The sequence below is a fragment of the Weissella cibaria KACC 11862 genome, from assembly GCF_000193635.1.
In the GTDB taxonomy this organism is placed as follows: domain Bacteria; phylum Bacillota; class Bacilli; order Lactobacillales; family Lactobacillaceae; genus Weissella; species Weissella cibaria.
Window position 1 is genome coordinate 31,140 of sequence record NZ_AEKT01000015.1, and the last position, 17,027, is coordinate 48,166.

Genomic DNA, 17,027 nt, shown 5'->3' on the forward strand with positions numbered 1-17,027 from the left:
GTAAAACTTAAATTAAACACAAATAAAAACGAACTAACGATAATCGCTAGTTCGTTTTCTGTTATTTCAAATGTAATTTATGAGCTAAACTTGTTGCCCGTGCGCCAAGCACTTCCTCACCAACATGTGTCTTTAGCATGGCAATACCGTAAATCACGGCACCGACCAAACCACCAACAATCAACAAGATAAGTTGTGGGATTTTCCCATCTGACACAAAGTAACCTAACGTGCCAACGACCGGTGCAACCACAATGTACATCACCAGACTCCAGAATAGGATAATCATTACTGAGTAATTAAATGGTGCCCAACTAATATCAAAGCGCTTCGTCAAACGACGAATTGACATCGCTAATCCGACAATAAAGGCCAAGGCCGTTGAGACCAGCGGTCCCATACCATACAACCAAATGGTCAATGGCACTTGTAAAGCGAACTTCAAAACCAGCATCAAAATCAGCACTTTAACGGTATAGCGCAAATCATGCAATCCTTGGTATAACGCCAACACAACCATGTAAGCGCCCAGCAAGATTGCCGTGAAGCTAGCGAATTGCAACACCAGCGTACCATTCGTTAAATCAGCCGTGTTATAGAACACAATATAAAGTGGACGTGCCACAGCTGCCATGCCAAGTGAGGCCGGAATCATCACAAACGCCAACAACTTAAACGCAAATTGAATTTGGTTGTTAATGTTGTCGCGATCCCCAATTTCATGGGCACGCGCTAGCATTGGCAAAGCTGTTTCGGCCATACCGACTGCCAATGACACAACCAACATAATTAGCTTGTTTGAATTAAACGCAAATTGTGAAAACATCGCTTGTTGCGCATGGTTCACAACTGACGTGAAGTGATTCATAATGCGGAAGAATGTGTATTGATCAATCACTTGCACCAGTGAAATTGCTGAGCCAGCAAAGATAACTGGCACTGATTGACGCGCCATGCGGAGCATCACTGCGCGAGGATTGAAGTCTGGTGCTGGTACTGCATTTGCAAGTTGTGTTGCAAAGAATTGACGACGACGCCAAATGCCGTATACCAGAATTGCAATTCCAGCTAACGCACCCCAGAAAGCAGCAAACGTTGACTGGACCGTTGCATCAATCCAATTACCATGGTGGCCGATCATAATCCAATACGTCGCAGCAAGCATGTAAATCACACGTACAAGCTGCTCAATGAACTGTGACATAGCCGACAAGCCCATGAACTCAAATCCCTGCACGTAACCCCGCAACATTGAAAGCGCCGGAATAATAACCACCGCGGCAGCCAATGAGCGAATGACTGGAATCACATTTGGATCACCTTGTGACAGCACGCCGGCTAAGAAGTAGAGCACCGCCCCAGATGCGATTCCCAGGATGGCTCCCAGTTGTAAGGCCTGCCGGAAGACTTGCTTCACTGCCCCATATTGGCGAGATGCGCCATATTCCGCAACCAAGCGTGCCAAGACGTTCGGCAGACCAGCCGTTGCAATTAGCAAGGCCACACTATAAATTTGATAACCTTGGGCAAACAACGAGTTCGCTGATGTGAAATACAGATTTCCAATCATTGCAACCCAGGGGATAATGTACAAGGCCCCTAATACACGGGAAGCTAAGCTACCGATGGTCATCCATGCCGAGCCACGTAACATACGTGATGCCGCATTCTCATCATCAATGAAGTCGGCTTCTAGCTCTGGTACGGTTTCAATTTCATCAGCCATAGCTGGCGTCGATTCTTCAGGAACACTTTCTGCCGTGTACGCAGGTTCAGGACGAGTCACAGTTTTTGTAACTGGTGGCTTCACTGGTACAACCTCTTCAGCTACGGTGGCTGGTTCAGCTGTCATAATATCCGACGGGGTTACCGCCTTAGCCGTCACTGGCTGAACAGCTGCGGCCTCATCCGTATGGGTTTCCTCAATCGAATCTGGCTTCACACTTGCTTCACGGGCGAACGTATCAGGCACCTCATGTACTTTGAACGTTGAGACGCCTTCCGGACGGGTTACAACTTCGGTCACTGATCGTGGCTCTAACTTCGCCGAGGCTGAATCATGTTGTGCCTCTTTCTGCTCATCACGGGCTTCGAAGATATCATCAACTGTTGCACCGTTTAATAAAGCCGCCAATTCCTCAAACGTAATGTCACGACGGAATGGTGATTCTTCGTAATTGGATGATTTATCGTCAGCCATTTCTTGACCGTCCCCTTTCGTTTGTCACAGTAGTCACTACTATAATCGATACTACTTTCAATGACGCTACACAGACTCGAACTGTGATCTAAGACTTAGGAGGTCCTTGTTCTATCCTGTTGAACTATAGCGCCAAAACTTACCTAAGTTACTATTATACACAAGAAAACCCGTTGTTTGTAGAGTCAAAGTAAATCCGAAACAACGGGCATGATTTTCTATTCAATTAATTGTTGCCATTTTGCCATAATCGGTCCGGTCGCAAAGTCTTTGGCACGGGCTAATGACTTTGAGGACAGCACACGTCGCATTTCCGTACTGTGTAGCAGTGGTTCCAATCGATGCCAGATGGCTGTTGCGTCCTTCGTGGCTAGCTCACCGTACACACCACCTTCAAGGATTTCAACTGCCCCGGTGTTATCCGTCGACACAATTGGCAAGCCAAAGCTCATTGCCTCAACCAAAACCAGCGGTAGCCCTTCCCATCGTGACGTTGCCAAAAAGATAGAGGCCTGCCGATAATGCTCGGCTAACGCCTCATCATGGAGCGCGCCACGATACACGACTTTATTTTCCGCATGATTAGCATGAATCAATCGCTTGAACTCCGCGACATCCGTCGGCGTACCATCACCAGCAATGACAATCTGCCAATCATCAGGCAAGTATTGCGCGACAGCTAACATGATATCAATGCCTTTATGTTGGATAGCAATGCGACCCGTGAACGCAATTTTGTGGCTCGTCACATCAGCCTGGCCCACAATGGGCATCGTAACCGGATTCCAAATTTTAATCGCCCGATCAGTGACTGTTTGAAAGCCAGCTAAATCTGATTCTGTTAAAGCAACGACCGCGTCGGCCGCCTTCACTCCGGCTACAAATTCAGGTTGCATCTCACGATAATACTGATTAAAGTACGTATCAATATTATTATGCATCCAAGCAATCATCTGCACATGCGGCGCCCGCGTCTTAAGATAGGGAATAAAGCTTGTCAAAATACCCGCATTTACAATTAGCACATCAATTTTTTCAGTTATTAAAACATCCCCCAAATCGGCCATTTGCACCGCATAACGGGTTAATGGCGCGGCCCCATTTTCGGGCATCACTGGATGCTTGGCCGGGACTAAACGGCCTTTTAACTCATAATAAGAAGGCACGTCTGCCAGTTGATAGTACTGTACATCCGCAAATGCCGTCATCGCATTACCAACCACTGTCGCAGCTCGTTTCATGCCGCCAAGTCCCAAATTTTCTATCGCCATGAGTACACGCTTCATACTGCACCCTCCCCTCTACCAAAGGCATAAAAAAGAGGAACACCCACAATTTGAGTGTTCCTCCTAAGTATAGTCACTTCTGAATAAAAAGTATCATGTCATGTCCTGAAACCTGACATGTTATTTTTTACAAAACGACGTTAACCAACTTACCAGGGACCGCGATTACCTTCTTAGGTTGGCCACCATCGAGTTGCTTTTGCACTGCTTCATCAGCAAGCGCTAGTTCTGTCATCTTGTCACGATCAGCATCGGCTGGGATCGTCAAACGACCACGCACCTTACCGTTAACTTGCAAGACGATTTCAATTTCATCTTCAACCAAAGCAGATTCATCAAACGTTGGCCAAGCAGCGTACGTAACAGATTCATCCTTGTGCAAGTAACTCCACAATTCTTCCGTCATGTGTGGCGCAATTGGGTTCAACAACTTGATGAAGCCTTCAACATACTCAACTGGCAAGTTTTCAGCCTTGTAAGCTTCGTTGATGAAAATCATCATTTGTGAAATAGCCGTGTTGAAACGGAGACCTTCATAGTCATCCGTTACCTTCTTGACCGTCTCGTTGTAAATCTTGTCCAACTTGTGGTCGTTAACCGTTGTAATGTGATCACGCAACTTGTCATCATCATCAATGAACAAACGCCAAACACGATCCAACCAACGACGTGAACCAGCCAAGCCGTCTTCAGACCAAGCAATTGATTGTTCCAAAGGTCCCATGAACATTTCGTACAAACGCAAGGTGTCAGCACCGTATTGTTCAACGACGTCATCAGGGTTCACAACGTTCCCCTTTGACTTCGACATCTTCTCGTGGTTTTCACCCAAGATCATACCTTGGTTAGCCAACTTTTGGAATGGCTCCTTAGTGTGCACAACACCCAAGTCGTACAACACCTTGTGCCAGAAGCGGGCGTACAACAAGTGCAACACGGCGTGCTCAGCACCACCAATGTACAAGTCAACATTCTGCCAGTAAGCCTCAGCGTCTGGTGAAACAATTTCCTTATCATTGTGTGGATCCATGTAACGCAAGTAGTACCATGATGAACCAGCCCATTGTGGCATCGTGTTCGTCTCGCGCTTACCCTTACGGCCGTTTTCGTCAACCACATTTACCCAGTCGTCAACGTTAACCAATGGTGACTCACCAGTACCTGAAGGCATGATGTTATCAACTTCTGGCAAACGCAATGGCAATTGGTCCTCTGGTACAAGCGTCTTTTCGCCATCTTCCCAGTGGATGACAGGAATTGGCTCACCCCAGTAACGTTGACGTGAGAAGATCCAGTCACGCAAGCGGTAGTTAACTTGCTTGTGACCAACACCTTGTTCTTCCAACCAAGCAATCGCCTTGTCGATAGCTTCTTGCTTACCCATGCCGTCCAAGAAACCTGAGTTGATGTGCTCACCGTCACCTGTGTAGGCTTCGTCGGCAATATCGCCCCCAGCCAATACTTGGCGCATTGGCAAGTCGTACTTCTTCGCAAACTCGTAGTCACGCGTATCGTGCGCAGGAACTGCCATAATAGCACCCGTTCCGTATGACGCCAAGACATAGTCACCAATCCAGATCGGCAATTCTTCGCCGTTCATTGGGTTAATGGCGTATGCACCAGTGAAGACACCGGCCTTATCCTTGTTCAAGTCTGTACGCTCCAAATCTGACTTTGAAGCAATTGACTTCTTGAAGGCTTCGATAGCTTCCTTTTGGTCGTCAGAAACAATTTCTGATACCAACGCATGTTCTGGTGACAACACAAGGTATGTCGCACCAAACAACGTGTCAGCACGCGTTGTAAAGACTTCAACTTCGGCATCTGAATTCTTCACCTTGAAGTTAACAGAAGCTCCGATTGAACGACCAATCCAGTTACGTTGTTGTTCCTTGATAGCATCTGGCCAATCTACATCATCCAAATCTTCCAACAAACGGTCCGCGTAAGCCGTAATCTTCAATGCCCATTGACGCATTGGGACACGGTAAACTGGGAAGCCACCACGCTCCGTCTTACCATCAATGATTTCTTCATTGGCAACAACCGTACCACCATTGTAATCAGGGGCCCAGTTAACCATGATTTCATCTTCGTAGGCCAAACCCTTCTTGTACAATTGTTCGAAGATCCATTGCGTCCACTTGTAGTACTTAGGGTCCGTCGTGTTAACCTCACGTGACCAGTCATATGACAACCCAAGCGTCTTCATTTGGCGGCGGAAGTTCTTAACGTTCTTTGCCGTCACAACACGAGGATCTTCACCCGTCTTAATTGCGTACTCTTCAGTAGGCAAACCAAACGCGTCGAATCCCATTGGGTGCAAAACGTTAAACCCTTGCATACGCTTCATACGTGAAACGATATCAGTTGCCGTGTAACCCTCTGGGTGTCCAACGTGCAGTCCCTGTCCTGATGGGAATGGGAACATGTCCATTGCAAAGAACTTTTCCTTTGAGTGGTCTGATGACGTCTTAAAGGTCTGATTCTCTTCCCAGAAGCGTTGCCACTTCTTTTCTACTTCTTTGTGTTGATATGCCATTATCGATAACCTCACTTTAATGTTCTAACTTTAACAAAAAAACCGCCTTATTTCAATGAACAAGCGGGGTTAACCACTCGAACATTCAGCCGAATTGAGACGTCATTTTGTGATAGACTGAGTTTATGAAATTTTTAATGTGAAAGGAGCTGTCGCATATGTCCCAAATGCGTAAATTCGACTACCTGCAACTTGGTGTCGCAATTGCGGGTTTGCTGATGTTTATCTTTTTAGCGTTTGGTTATACACACCACCTGGGCTATATCGATTGGATTGACCAATTTGGGTTCAAACACATTCGTGAACCCCTAACCCCTGAACGGTCTTGGTTTTTCCGTAACATCACCCGTGGTGGTAATACAAAATGGACCGCCTTGGTCATGGCCATCACCGCCATTATTGCCTTGCTAATCCGTAAAATTGACGTTGCTGTCTTTATGGTCGTCAATGTCGGTGTCTTTGGTCTTGGCGTAATGATGTTAATGAAACATATCTTTCATCGTCCCCGTCCTGACATTTATCATGTCATTGCACAAGGTGGCTATTCCTTCCCATCCGGGCATGCACTAAATGCTGTGTTACTATATGGTTCATTGATAGTTTTAGTTCACTACTATCTAAAGAAGCAGGACCAATTGCGCTACGCCTTCATGACACTCTTTGGCGCGTTGGTTTTCGCTATCCCCATTAGCCGTGTCTACTTAGGCGTGCACTACTTGTCCGACGTCTTGGCCGGCTTTAGTTTAGGCGTTTTCTTTTTGATTATGTCTAAGGAACTTATTTTTAAATATCGAACACGAGAGGTTTTCGAACATGCGATCAACCCAGAACCTAGCGCAAATCACGCTTAACGAATACTTAGTCCCCGGCGATTTGGCAATTGACGCCACCATTCGTCACGGTGATATCACGCGTTTCTTGGCTAGCCGTGTTGGCGACACCGGTAAGGTATTGGCCTTTTCAGATATCAAAGCTGAAATTGATGACGTCGCAACCTCACTATTTTTGAGTGGTTTGCACAATCGCGTTGAACTTATCAGCAAGGATTTTTCTGCCATTACGAACTACCTGGAACCAACAACACCCGTTGCGGCTGCATTGTTTCAAGTCGATGAAACTATGGATGCCACAACCCTAACGAACACCGTTAAGATGTTATTAATGGTGTTGAAGACAAACGGTTTGGTTTTGTTGCTATCAGATAACCCAGCTAACTTAGTTGCGGCACAAGAATATGTGGCACAATTACCAACCGATTCTTACAATGTCCACAAGTACGAAGACATTTTGACTGGCGAAACTGCTTTGCTTGTTCAACGTCGTTAAAAAATAACGCCTAGATCATTGCATCTAGGCGTTATTTTTTACTTTTCAATTGGTTCAAACACTGCCACCGCTTCAACGTGCGCAGTTTGTGGGAACTGGTCCAACGGTTGGATATCACCCTTAATACGGAAGCCCTTATCAATTAGATAACGAGCATCGCGCGCCATCGTCTCGGGGTTGCATGAGACGTAAACAAACCGGTCGGGGTTCATATCAGCCACCGCATCAAGTAATTCTTCCGTCAAGCCGCGACGAGGCGGATCAACGAAGATGACATCCGGCTTAAGACCGCCATCTTTCCACTTTTGCATTTGCTCGGGTGCGTCTGCTGTCACAAACTCTGCATTTTGCACGTTGTTGTTTGCGACATTCTTTTGCGCGTCAATAACGGCACGTTCGATAACTTCCACACCTAAAACTTTGTCGACACGGTCGGCCACTGTTAATCCAATGGTACCAATACCTGAGTATGCGTCGATAACCGTATCCGATTCTTTCAACTCACCCTTTGTGGCTGCCATGTCATACAACACTTCAGTCGTCTGTGGGTTAACCTGGTAGAACGAATTTGGCCCGATTTCAAAATCAATGTCCAGCAACTTATCGTGGATGGCATCTGCCCCCCACAATGTGCGATTATCACCAGAAGTCAACACATGTAAACTACGCGGATTGTGGTTTAAAATAATGCTCTTAATACCTGACACGGCAGCAGCGATATCAGCAGCAATTGCGTCTTCATCGGTCAAAGTTGGCGTTTGCGTGACTAGCACCACCATCACCTCGTGACTATAGTAGCCACGGCGAACCATGATATATCGCATTTCACCTTCTTGTGTGTCGTCATCAAAGACTGATACTTTGTGCGCATCAAGAATATCCCTGACAATGCCAATGATTTGATCAATTTTTTCGTCATTAACAAAGTAATCATCCAATGGCACAATATCGCCCGGTGTACGTTTTTTAATGAAACCGGTCGTTAATTTCCCATCAACGTACTTCACTGGCACAACCGTCTTATTACGGTAGTGTGTGGGGTTATCCATCCCAATTGTGGGCGCCACGTCAACATCAATGCCAACCGCCTTGTACAACTTCTGCACTTGTTGTTGCTTCAAACGTAGTTGGGCATCATAAGCCAAGTTAACATAGGGTGCAATGCCCGCTTCAAGCAAGTAATCTTTGCCTGAATCGACACGATCTGGTGAGGCAACTTCAATTTCAACGACCTTGGCACGTCCAAATTTACGGTTGACTTGTGTCACTTCAAATCGAATTTTCTCGCCTTCAAAGGCGTTCTCCAAATGGATTGGGTAATCATCCACCATGATGACCCCAACCCCCGTGTAAAGCACGTCGACAACAGTGCCTTCGTACTGTTCGCCGAGCTTTACCGGAATAACTGTATTGCTCATATTTTTTATCTCGTGATTCTCAAATTAATTTCCACTATCCATTATACCTGAATGCACGGTGGAATATTCATCACGTAGTCGGTTAGCCTTAGTACGTTACCATTTCGACAAGCTGCCGCACAATAAACGTCAAGCCCGGTAGCACAACACCAAGACCAAGTAACCATTTAATCGCACGGTTATCGGAGCGCAGTACTGCCATATCTTCGCCGAAACCGTTCATTTTCGTCTGTATGGCTGCGACATCATCTTTAACATCGTGCAGGTCCTTCTGAACATCATGCACATCACGTTGTAGTTCTGTTACATCCTGTTGTAGCTTCGTAAATTCTCGTTGCTTGAATGATTCAAATTCTTGTTTCGTGACAAATTGTACCGTTGATTCTGGTAATAAAATCCCTTGATTCATGACGTGTCCCCCATTGATTACTTTCACAACATAATTTCATCATATCTGATAATTTTTCATTTTGCAACAAAACAATCGGCCGGAAACGCCTATATAGCAACGTTTTTAAGTAACGTGGTTAACAAAAAGCAGACCTTTCGTCATCGAAAGATCTGCTTTTTGTTAGTTAATGCGACGTCCGTGTTCTTCAACATACGCTGCCGCAACCGGCATCATTTGCCCCTTATATTCAACTGCTAATGCTCGCGCGGTCTCATCCTGAGTTGGGACCATCGCCACAAATTCGCCACTATCTAACCGGTACAAAGCCACCCGTTGGCCCGCATCATTGAGTAAAAACGAATAGTCAATCATGTGATCATAATCAACAAATTTAAATGGCCGTGCGTCCTCACGATAATCAATTTCGTCTGGTTGTGATGTGACCGTTGTCTGCCGTTCTGCTGGCAACTGCCCAATCAACTCAAATTTCATTTCCTGCAAATCTATCAATGCAGCCTGGTAACTAATTGGCACTTCATCAACAACTGCCCGGAAAAACTTTGGCAGTAATTTCTTAGGGCGGGTCACCGGATCAGCTAATTCAGCAAAAACTGTATAGACACTTACTTGTTGGGCAACTAAATCATCCAACGTTACCGTAATACGCGCTTCACCGTCAGCCACCGACCACTCTAGGCCGGCATTTTGCATTGCCCGTTCAGAAACAAACGGCGCTACCAAAGTACCCAACGTCATAATAATTAACCCATCGACTTGGTTAATTGTCACATCAAATTTCTTAGCAGCATCTTCAAATAACATCCCCACCGTGCGGGTTGAGAATATATTAACAGCGCGCATATCCTGCAAAAGCGTCGTGGCCCCTTCAGCATCCTTAGCGGTGATTAAATCAATGAGTTCGTGATACACTTCAAGGCTCACAAAATCAGTCGGTGATAAAATCAACTCACCATAATCATCAAACATTTCATTTAATAACATGTATCACCATTCCAAACTGTACTTAATTATTGTTAACAATCATAACAGCAATTAGGCCCTTATGGCTAATTATCAGGTCAAACAAAAAATGACGACCAGCAGATTTGCGAGTCGTCATTTCATTAGTCTATATTTTAGCCAAGAACCTTCAAAACGAAGTCGTTGTACTTAGCAGCTGATTCAGCCAAGAACTTCTTTGTACCTTCGTTAGTGATCTTGCCACCTTCGTCAGCCAAGTCCATTGTGTTACCAATGTAAAGTTCTGGTTGGTGCATAACAACCATGTCCAAGAAGTCCAACGTGTTACGCAACACGTGGTGCGCCACAACACCACCAAGACCGGCGATTGATTGTGATGCAGGCAAAACTGGCTTACCAGCCCATACATTTTGTCCCCATGGACGTGAAGCAATGTCCAAAGCGTTCTTCAATGCAGCAGGCACTGAACGGTTGTGCTCAGGCGTTACGATAATGAATGCGTCTTGTTCAGCAACCAACTTGCGGAAGTCTTCATATTCCTTAGGAGAGTTTGCATCCAAGTCTTGGTTGTACAAAGGCAGGCTTGCGATGTCGAAGTACGTTACTTCTGCATCGGCTGGCAAACCAGCAACAAGGGCCTCAGCCACACCAAGTGAGTATGAGTTCTTACGAATTGATCCAACAATTACACCGTACTTTGTCATGAATAAATCTCCTAACTGTCTGTGTGCTACATTTCACTTACAAAATATAAGTCTATACGACGTAGCACAAAAAATCAACAGGTCAAATTAAAAGGTCTTCATTTTTATTGTAATTTTTTGATGGTCATGATGACACCAGCGCCAATAACCGCAATGATTGCGGCGCCCAAATACAGCGACACATAATTAACTGATTGATTACCAATTGCCAACAAAATTGGCGCCACAGCCGGCGCAATCGATTGCGGCAAGACCATCGACATATTACCAATACCCAACCATTTACCACCATTTTCCTGGTCTGGCATCGTTAACGATAACGCAGCATAGGCCACATTATTTTCAGAACCTTGTGCTAAGCCGGCCAAAACAGCCGCCAAAATTAGTAAGTCCGGTCGAAAGCCAAACATCGTGGCCGTCCCTGCTAACAATAAGGCGCTGCCAACAATCCAACCGCGATATCGGGCATATTTATCTGACAACCATCCCGCGATGTAATTTGCTACCATCGATGAGGCTCCTGATATCAGATAAATCACGGTAATCATGCTAGCCACTTTAGCATCTGACCACCCTAATCGATCGGACATCACATACACTTGATAGGTCGTAATAATGTTCAAACCAATTAAGATGAAGAAATTCCCCGTTAACAGCTTGCCAAAATCCGGCGTTTGTCGCCAATTAAAGCTGTAACTATCAAGCACTGTTTTTAGTACACCGGCTCTGACTGGCGCTTCCTGTAGCGGTGTATCCTGATACCACACTAAAAAGATCAGTAAGATAATAAAGCCCAGCAGCGCTGGCACACCAAACATTAAAATTGGTGTTTTAACCAGGGCTGCGCTAAGACCGATACCCAACACCGTGCCAACCCCACCACCGACACCAACTGCCACGCTGGCCTTGCCACGTTCTGACTCTGGAAACATATCCGATGTGATGGCATGTAACGCTGCAATTGCTGCATTAAACACTAACTGGACCACGCTCCAAGCAATCACAACGCCCACAACGGTCTGCATAAGGGGCAGCACAAACAATGCCATCGTTCCTGCTAACCCACCAAAGAACATGAATGGTTTACGGCGTCCCCAACGACCCATATGCCGATCTGATAATTGTCCCCAAATTGGATTACTAACCAAAGCTAATAAAGCCCCAACCCCCAACACGAGCGCTAAGCCACTCGCTTTATGTGCCGGATCAATTTGTCCGATTCGAATCTGTAATCCTGACATTGTCGGTGCGATAAATGCCATCCACACGCCAACAAACGCCAAGGCATACATTAAGAAAAATTGTCGCGAGATTGGTCGCTCATTCATTCTCTCTACTTACCTCGATACTCTAAAATTCGCGTTGCATAATACTGTGCTGATTGTCGAATGTCACGCGCATAATCGTTTTCGTAATCAACTGCAATTAGGCCAAATCGCGGCCAATACCCCTTATCCCATTCAAAGTTATCAAACGCCGACCAATGCAGATACCCCATCAAATCAACACCGGCACTTTCAGCATTTTCCAGCGCTTGCAGGGTCTCCGAAAGCCACCATTCACGATCTGAATCGTCACCATCAGCTAAACCATTTTCCGTAATTAAAATTGGCAACTGATAACGATTGTACAAGCGAACCAAGGTCTTTTCAATGCGAATTGGTCGCATATCCCATCCCATGTCGTTGACCTTTTCGTTAGGATTTTTAACTGTAAAGCCATCATAACTATCGGCGTTATACCAATTCAGCCCTAAGAAATCCATTTTTTGATATGTCCGATCTAAGAAAAAGTTGTCACGTTGCCAACGATTCCAAGCCAAACCGAGTTTCGTTGTTACCTTTCGGTTTAACGCGATAAAATCAGCCGTATTGTGAGCCACCGACACTTTGAATGCTGGCTTAATCATTTTGGCAATATCGTAGACGCGGTTGTGCGTTTCCGTTAAGTGCAAAGCCACCTTAAATGCTGTCAAAAATGACGTCTGCATTGGCGCCCATTCACCTGCTATATAGCCAGCAAATGTATAGACATTCCACTCATTAAACGTTAAGACAATATCAATGTCATCTTGCAATTTCTGCAAGACGTATGCCGCGAACTCTTCAAAGTATCGCTCATTTTCACGCTTTTCAAAGGCACCTTTTTCAGTGAACCACAACGGCATCGTCCAATGCCATAACGTCAAGACCGGTGTCATCCCGTGTGACTTGATTGAGGCAATATAATCCTTTAAAAATACAATTTCGCTTTCATCATAAACCCCTTCTTCCGGTTCAACGCGGGCCCATTCCACGCTGAATCGAAAAGCGTTGAAGTTTAGTGCTTGTAGTTTATCAAAATCGCTATCATAACGCTCCCGATGATGAATCCCCATACCGCTAATGTAATTTTGCGGATCGTTCCCAGCTACACGGAAATCATCAACCGTTGGGACATCCTTGAATGCCGTATCATAGTCACTTGCTAAGCGGTCAGCATTCGCAAGCTCCCACTCATGCCACTGCGTATTTTCTGCGCCATCCGTTTGATAGTTTGCAATTGATGCACCCCATAAAAATTCTTTGCCCCGTAATGCCATTTTCTCTTCCTATTCTTTCTCCAAATAACTATTTGTAAACTAGTTATTCCTTTTAGTATAGAAAATTCCTTACAAAAAATCTGTACACCGCCGTTTTTTAAATTTTTGATTTCAGAAAATTTGTCAGCTTTCTAATGCTGATCGATATAAAGTTAACTTTATAAAAAACAAAGAGCCATGCTTCGCAGAAACATGGCTCTTTATCTATTATCACCAACGATGCCGCTCATGGCGCTTGATTGTCCGCCGTTCTTCATCCCAGCGATCCAAATCTTCTTGGGTTGGTCCGCTATCATTTGAATCAGACGCAAAACTAGCAATCATTACAAGAACTGCAATGATCACAATAATAATGATTAACATCTCATGCCCTCCTACTATTCTGCCAGGATATTAACAATGTATCGCCCTAATTTCTGATGCATCAAGCGGGCTTTGTCTGAATCCTGCATCACCGCATGCAATGTCGTGGCATCATCTGTTATTTCGCCCTGTACACCTTGTGAATATGCCGCAACCATCCCCGTCTCATCGTTAACAGTCCAGGCATAGACACCCTTCCGCAGTTCATTCAAACTTTCAACCTGCTCACGTGTTAAAAACGAATACTCCATTGTGTAAAAGTCTGCATTTGTCACCGGATTGCCCACAAAATCACCCGGTAAAATCATACCAACCGGCAACTTAGGGTCCAACTTTTTGAGACGTTGCACAACTGAATAATTCAAACTATGCATTTCCCAACCATTTTGATCCATCACCGTTTTAAATTGCTTCAAAAATGAATCTGCCAAATCCGGCGCTGTTTGTCGCTCGGTCTTAATTTCGACGAGCAACTTCACATGCGCCTGCTCAGCCGCCTTTGCATAGGCCGCAAAACTTGGAATTTTAGCTGTATGGCCATTCTCATAAACTGTCAACGCCGTAGCTTGTTGTAGCGTTAAGTCTGAAATTGACTTGTTCGACGCCCCTTTTGTTAAGGTCGTTAAGTTTGGATCGTGCATCAAGACCCATTTACCATCCTTAGTTTGCCGAACATCCATTTCAACATAGTCTGGATGCGCCTTCGTCACTGTATCTTGCAATGCCGGAATCGTGTTTTGCACCCCATTACCGCCATCAACACCACGGTGTGAAATGATTTTCATATGTCGATTAGCCGTGTTGACCACAAACCAAAACGATGGCGTCGCACCTTGCACAATCAAATTCAAAATCAAAAAAGTCCCAACCCAACGTTTTGAACGCTTTGACTTGCTGACAAAATCAGTTAACGCTACTACCTGATAATCACGCGTCATCAGGCCGAATACAAATTGCAGACCCACAATACTGAATAAGATGTCACTCAGTGTTGCCAAAATGAACGTCAGCACCGCACCTAGCGCACTCGCATCAAGGTTACCCAGTTGATCGATACCGAGTTGCAACAAGTACGTCACCCCAAATGCAAGTAACGTCATCGCACCAATTAGTAGCGAGCCAAAGAATAACTTGAACATTAAACGCCAACCGGCCCGGCCAGCCGTTTTTTGCCAGCTATTACGTAACGCAGTTTTTGCCGATTGCTGATGCAGAACCAGTTCCGGCAACACATAGAAGAACCGAATCGCCAAAAACAATGCGCCTACAAACAATATTGCCAGCGTTCCCCACATCCAGGTAGTCGCCATAATCGTTGGCCAGACAAATTCTGGAATTTTCACATCCGTCAGTAACGCCGAATGAAAGGTCAGCATCGGAAACGGCAGTGCTAACAACCCATACGCCACAATTAATGCACTACGACCGAATCCCATCCGTCGGATCTGGTAGCCAGCTTGTTTCATGGCACTCAGTGCGGTCGGCTTTTGCCCCGCATGAATCGCTGAAAAGCCAAGTACATAGCTCACCGCCTGCCAGGCGAACACTGCTAACAGCGCCACAATCGCCATAAGCAAAATCGCCGTGAAGGCCGGATTTTGTAAAAGCATCTGCTTAAAATTCGACAGTGATAAAAATGGCACATTATCCAGCCACTGTCCGACGTAAACCAGCCCCTTCAACACTGGAATCGCCAATGCCGTAATGACGATGGTAACGGCTAGGTAGACGCGATTGCCAAAATCGGCCCCATGTTAACTCCCAAAGTCGTTTCATAACTCTTTGCCCCGTTCGCTTTTTTCTTGAAGCTATTATAGCAAGACATCCCGTGTTTTCTGGGTGTTGCGGTTTAAACTAGGTTAAAAAAGAAGCATCGTAAATCCAAAGACTCACAATGCTTCTCGATTAAAACAAAACTTCAACTCATCAACTTTGCCGCAAGTTTTTTAAACGTATTCGCGCCTCGAACTGTCACTTGACCAAACTCAGGCGTTCGACTGATTTTTAAAATTGCACTCTTGTTACGTAACTCCGGGATGACACTGATGTAGATTACTCGGCCTTTTACAGCAATGTAATCACCTGGCCCGGCAAATTTGCTAAACGTTACGAAGATTCGATTGGCTTCTGCTGCAGAAACGGCAACAATGGTGTCATGACGGCCACCGTCATCTATACCCCACCACGTTGGCGCATCATCGACCGCGCTAATTACCTCCTCACGGGACATGACAAAGACTGGAATGTCAAAACCAAACGTTTTTGCTAACGTCACTGTTATTTTATCCACAGACACCGCTGCTTCATTCGCAGTAAAGATGACGTTGCCGGAATTCAGCATTGTCTTAACATCCGTCAAGCCGAGTGACTCAAACACCAAACGCAAGTCGCTCATCGGCACTTTGTTTTTACCGCCTAAATTTATCGCGCGTAGCAACGCTACGTACACTGCCATACTGCATCACCTCGATTTTTATATAGCATTGCCCGTTCATTCTATCAAATCAATCTTGCCTATATCAAAAAAGAAGCATCGTGAGCCCAAAGACTCACAATGCTTCCATAATTTCTTTTACTTGTTAAAGTACGCCTTCAACTCGTCAACCTTGTCCAAACGCTCCCATGGCAAGTCCAATTCAGGACGACCAAAATGACCGTATGCGGCCGTTGCTTCGTAACGAAGCTTGCGCAAATCCAAGTCCTCGATGATTCCGGCTGGGCGCAACTCGAACAAGTCACGGATTGCGGCTACCAATTCGTCATCAGAAACCTTACCCGTACCGAATGTGTTCACGTTAACTGAAACTGGCTTTGCCACACCAATAGCGTAGGCAACTTGGATTTCAACCTTTTTGGCCAAACCAGCTGCAACGATGTTCTTGGCGATGTGACGCGTTGCGTAGGCAGCTGAACGGTCAACCTTGGTTGGGGTTTAGTGACGGTTAGCCGTCCAAAAAACGTAACCTAAAACGGCTGAATTCTAGATGACTTCAAGTTTTTCGAAGACTTGGATAACCGTCCGAGTTGGTCTACAATGGTGGATTTTGTCTAAGACTTCGAGAGTCCACCACTTGAAAACCATCCTCCGGACGACTAATCAATTCCCCGATTGCCCCTGCTGCCCCATCTGAAGGAACTGTTCACGACTATCATTGTCATCCGGTAGTTTAAACATCGTCACGAACGCCTGATAGTCATTAAATCGCTCTTCCGGGATTGGAGTTAGATGATTATA

General features: G+C 45.4%; 15 protein-coding genes, 1 tRNA gene and 1 pseudogene. 2 read left to right on the forward strand and 15 right to left on the reverse strand.

The window, feature by feature from the left end:
* Positions 1–61: 61 nt before the first annotated feature.
* From ESE_RS11340 to leuS, 4 genes are all read right to left on the reverse strand, one after another.
* Entirely contained in the window at positions 62–2,200 is a 2,139-nt protein-coding gene (locus tag ESE_RS11340) for a putative polysaccharide biosynthesis protein (protein WP_010370767.1), read from the reverse strand.
* A 61-nt stretch (positions 2,201–2,261) separates the two neighbouring features.
* A tRNA-Arg gene (locus ESE_RS0102550) sits at positions 2,262–2,334 on the reverse strand.
* An 84-nt stretch (positions 2,335–2,418) separates the two neighbouring features.
* Positions 2,419–3,486, reverse strand: coding sequence for a glycosyltransferase (locus tag ESE_RS0102555; RefSeq protein ID WP_010370770.1), 1,068 nt, complete (start codon positions 3,484–3,486; stop codon positions 2,419–2,421).
* Between the two features lie 127 nt (positions 3,487–3,613).
* Positions 3,614–6,028: a leucine--tRNA ligase gene (gene leuS / locus ESE_RS0102560; RefSeq protein ID WP_010370773.1), complete on the reverse strand. Its 2,415-nt coding sequence runs from the start codon at positions 6,026–6,028 to the stop codon at positions 3,614–3,616.
* Between the two features lie 158 nt (positions 6,029–6,186).
* Between leuS and ESE_RS0102565 the strand changes: the two genes are divergently transcribed.
* Positions 6,187–6,879 carry a phosphatase PAP2 family protein gene (locus ESE_RS0102565; protein WP_010370775.1) on the forward strand — a complete coding sequence of 231 codons (693 nt, stop codon included), beginning with the start codon at positions 6,187–6,189 and terminating at the stop codon, positions 6,877–6,879.
* Positions 6,842–7,354 carry a hypothetical protein gene (locus ESE_RS0102570; protein ID WP_010370779.1) on the forward strand — a complete coding sequence of 171 codons (513 nt, stop codon included), beginning with the start codon at positions 6,842–6,844 and terminating at the stop codon, positions 7,352–7,354. Before ESE_RS0102565 ends, ESE_RS0102570 begins: the two co-directional genes overlap by 38 nt.
* 38 nt (positions 7,355–7,392) lie before the next feature.
* On the opposite strand, the gene rlmD is transcribed toward ESE_RS0102570, so the two are convergent.
* The 11 genes and pseudogenes from rlmD to ESE_RS0102620 form a co-directional block, all read right to left on the reverse strand.
* Complete coding sequence (rlmD, locus tag ESE_RS0102575; RefSeq protein ID WP_010370782.1) at positions 7,393–8,772, reverse strand: 23S rRNA (uracil(1939)-C(5))-methyltransferase RlmD; 1,380 nt, start codon at positions 8,770–8,772, stop codon at positions 7,393–7,395.
* A gap of 88 nt (positions 8,773–8,860) precedes the next feature.
* On the reverse strand, positions 8,861–9,181 hold the full coding sequence (locus tag ESE_RS0102580; RefSeq protein WP_010370785.1) for a hypothetical protein: 321 nt from the start codon (positions 9,179–9,181) through the stop codon (positions 8,861–8,863).
* 162 nt (positions 9,182–9,343) lie between these two features.
* Positions 9,344–10,165 (reverse strand): hypothetical protein, encoded by an 822-nt coding sequence (locus tag ESE_RS0102585; protein ID WP_010370788.1) that lies wholly within the window; start codon positions 10,163–10,165, stop codon positions 9,344–9,346.
* Between the two features lie 134 nt (positions 10,166–10,299).
* Entirely contained in the window at positions 10,300–10,848 is a 549-nt protein-coding gene (locus ESE_RS0102590; RefSeq protein ID WP_010370791.1) for an NADPH-dependent FMN reductase, read from the reverse strand.
* Between the two features lie 104 nt (positions 10,849–10,952).
* Entirely contained in the window at positions 10,953–12,176 is a 1,224-nt protein-coding gene (locus ESE_RS0102595) for an MFS transporter (protein WP_010370796.1), read from the reverse strand.
* 5 nt (positions 12,177–12,181) lie between these two features.
* Positions 12,182–13,429: a glycoside hydrolase family 1 protein gene (locus ESE_RS0102600; RefSeq protein ID WP_010370799.1), complete on the reverse strand. Its 1,248-nt coding sequence runs from the start codon at positions 13,427–13,429 to the stop codon at positions 12,182–12,184.
* 210 nt (positions 13,430–13,639) lie between these two features.
* The gene (locus ESE_RS12235; RefSeq protein ID WP_010370802.1) at positions 13,640–13,792 is read right to left on the reverse strand and encodes a hypothetical protein; all 153 of its coding nucleotides are present in this window, start codon (positions 13,790–13,792) and stop codon (positions 13,640–13,642) included.
* A 14-nt stretch (positions 13,793–13,806) separates the two neighbouring features.
* Positions 13,807–15,477: a glycerophosphodiester phosphodiesterase gene (locus ESE_RS0102610; protein WP_010370805.1), complete on the reverse strand. Its 1,671-nt coding sequence runs from the start codon at positions 15,475–15,477 to the stop codon at positions 13,807–13,809.
* The gene (locus ESE_RS12530; RefSeq protein ID WP_257786630.1) at positions 15,437–15,568 is read right to left on the reverse strand and encodes a hypothetical protein; all 132 of its coding nucleotides are present in this window, start codon (positions 15,566–15,568) and stop codon (positions 15,437–15,439) included. The genes ESE_RS0102610 and ESE_RS12530 overlap by 41 nt, the downstream gene beginning before the upstream one ends.
* Positions 15,569–15,710: 142 nt before the next feature.
* Entirely contained in the window at positions 15,711–16,247 is a 537-nt protein-coding gene (locus ESE_RS11815) for a DUF1697 domain-containing protein (RefSeq protein WP_010370808.1), read from the reverse strand.
* Between the two features lie 117 nt (positions 16,248–16,364).
* Positions 16,365–16,718, reverse strand: a pseudogene (locus ESE_RS0102620) (methionine adenosyltransferase domain-containing protein); the annotation flags it as partial.
* Between the last annotated feature and the right edge of the window lie 309 nt (positions 16,719–17,027).

What these genes read in the sequence shown, in the direction of transcription:
- ESE_RS11340 (WP_010370767.1), bottom strand. Translation starts at nt 2,200, where the DNA reads ATGGCTGACGATAAATCATCCAATTACGAAGAATCACCATTCCGTCGT.
- ESE_RS0102555 (WP_010370770.1), bottom strand. Translation starts at nt 3,486, where the DNA reads ATGAAGCGTGTACTCATGGCGATAGAAAATTTGGGACTTGGCGGCATG.
- leuS (WP_010370773.1), bottom strand. Translation starts at nt 6,028, where the DNA reads ATGGCATATCAACACAAAGAAGTAGAAAAGAAGTGGCAACGCTTCTGG.
- ESE_RS0102565 (WP_010370775.1), top strand. Translation starts at nt 6,187, where the DNA reads ATGTCCCAAATGCGTAAATTCGACTACCTGCAACTTGGTGTCGCAATT.
- ESE_RS0102570 (WP_010370779.1), top strand. Translation starts at nt 6,842, where the DNA reads ATGCGATCAACCCAGAACCTAGCGCAAATCACGCTTAACGAATACTTA.
- rlmD (WP_010370782.1), bottom strand. Translation starts at nt 8,772, where the DNA reads ATGAGCAATACAGTTATTCCGGTAAAGCTCGGCGAACAGTACGAAGGC.
- ESE_RS0102580 (WP_010370785.1), bottom strand. Translation starts at nt 9,181, where the DNA reads ATGAATCAAGGGATTTTATTACCAGAATCAACGGTACAATTTGTCACG.
- ESE_RS0102585 (WP_010370788.1), bottom strand. Translation starts at nt 10,165, where the DNA reads ATGTTATTAAATGAAATGTTTGATGATTATGGTGAGTTGATTTTATCA.
- ESE_RS0102590 (WP_010370791.1), bottom strand. Translation starts at nt 10,848, where the DNA reads ATGACAAAGTACGGTGTAATTGTTGGATCAATTCGTAAGAACTCATAC.
- ESE_RS0102595 (WP_010370796.1), bottom strand. Translation starts at nt 12,176, where the DNA reads ATGAATGAGCGACCAATCTCGCGACAATTTTTCTTAATGTATGCCTTG.
- ESE_RS0102600 (WP_010370799.1), bottom strand. Translation starts at nt 13,429, where the DNA reads ATGGCATTACGGGGCAAAGAATTTTTATGGGGTGCATCAATTGCAAAC.
- ESE_RS12235 (WP_010370802.1), bottom strand. Translation starts at nt 13,792, where the DNA reads ATGTTAATCATTATTATTGTGATCATTGCAGTTCTTGTAATGATTGCT.
- ESE_RS12530 (WP_257786630.1), bottom strand. Translation starts at nt 15,568, where the DNA reads ATGAAACGACTTTGGGAGTTAACATGGGGCCGATTTTGGCAATCGCGT.
- ESE_RS11815 (WP_010370808.1), bottom strand. Translation starts at nt 16,247, where the DNA reads ATGGCAGTGTACGTAGCGTTGCTACGCGCGATAAATTTAGGCGGTAAA.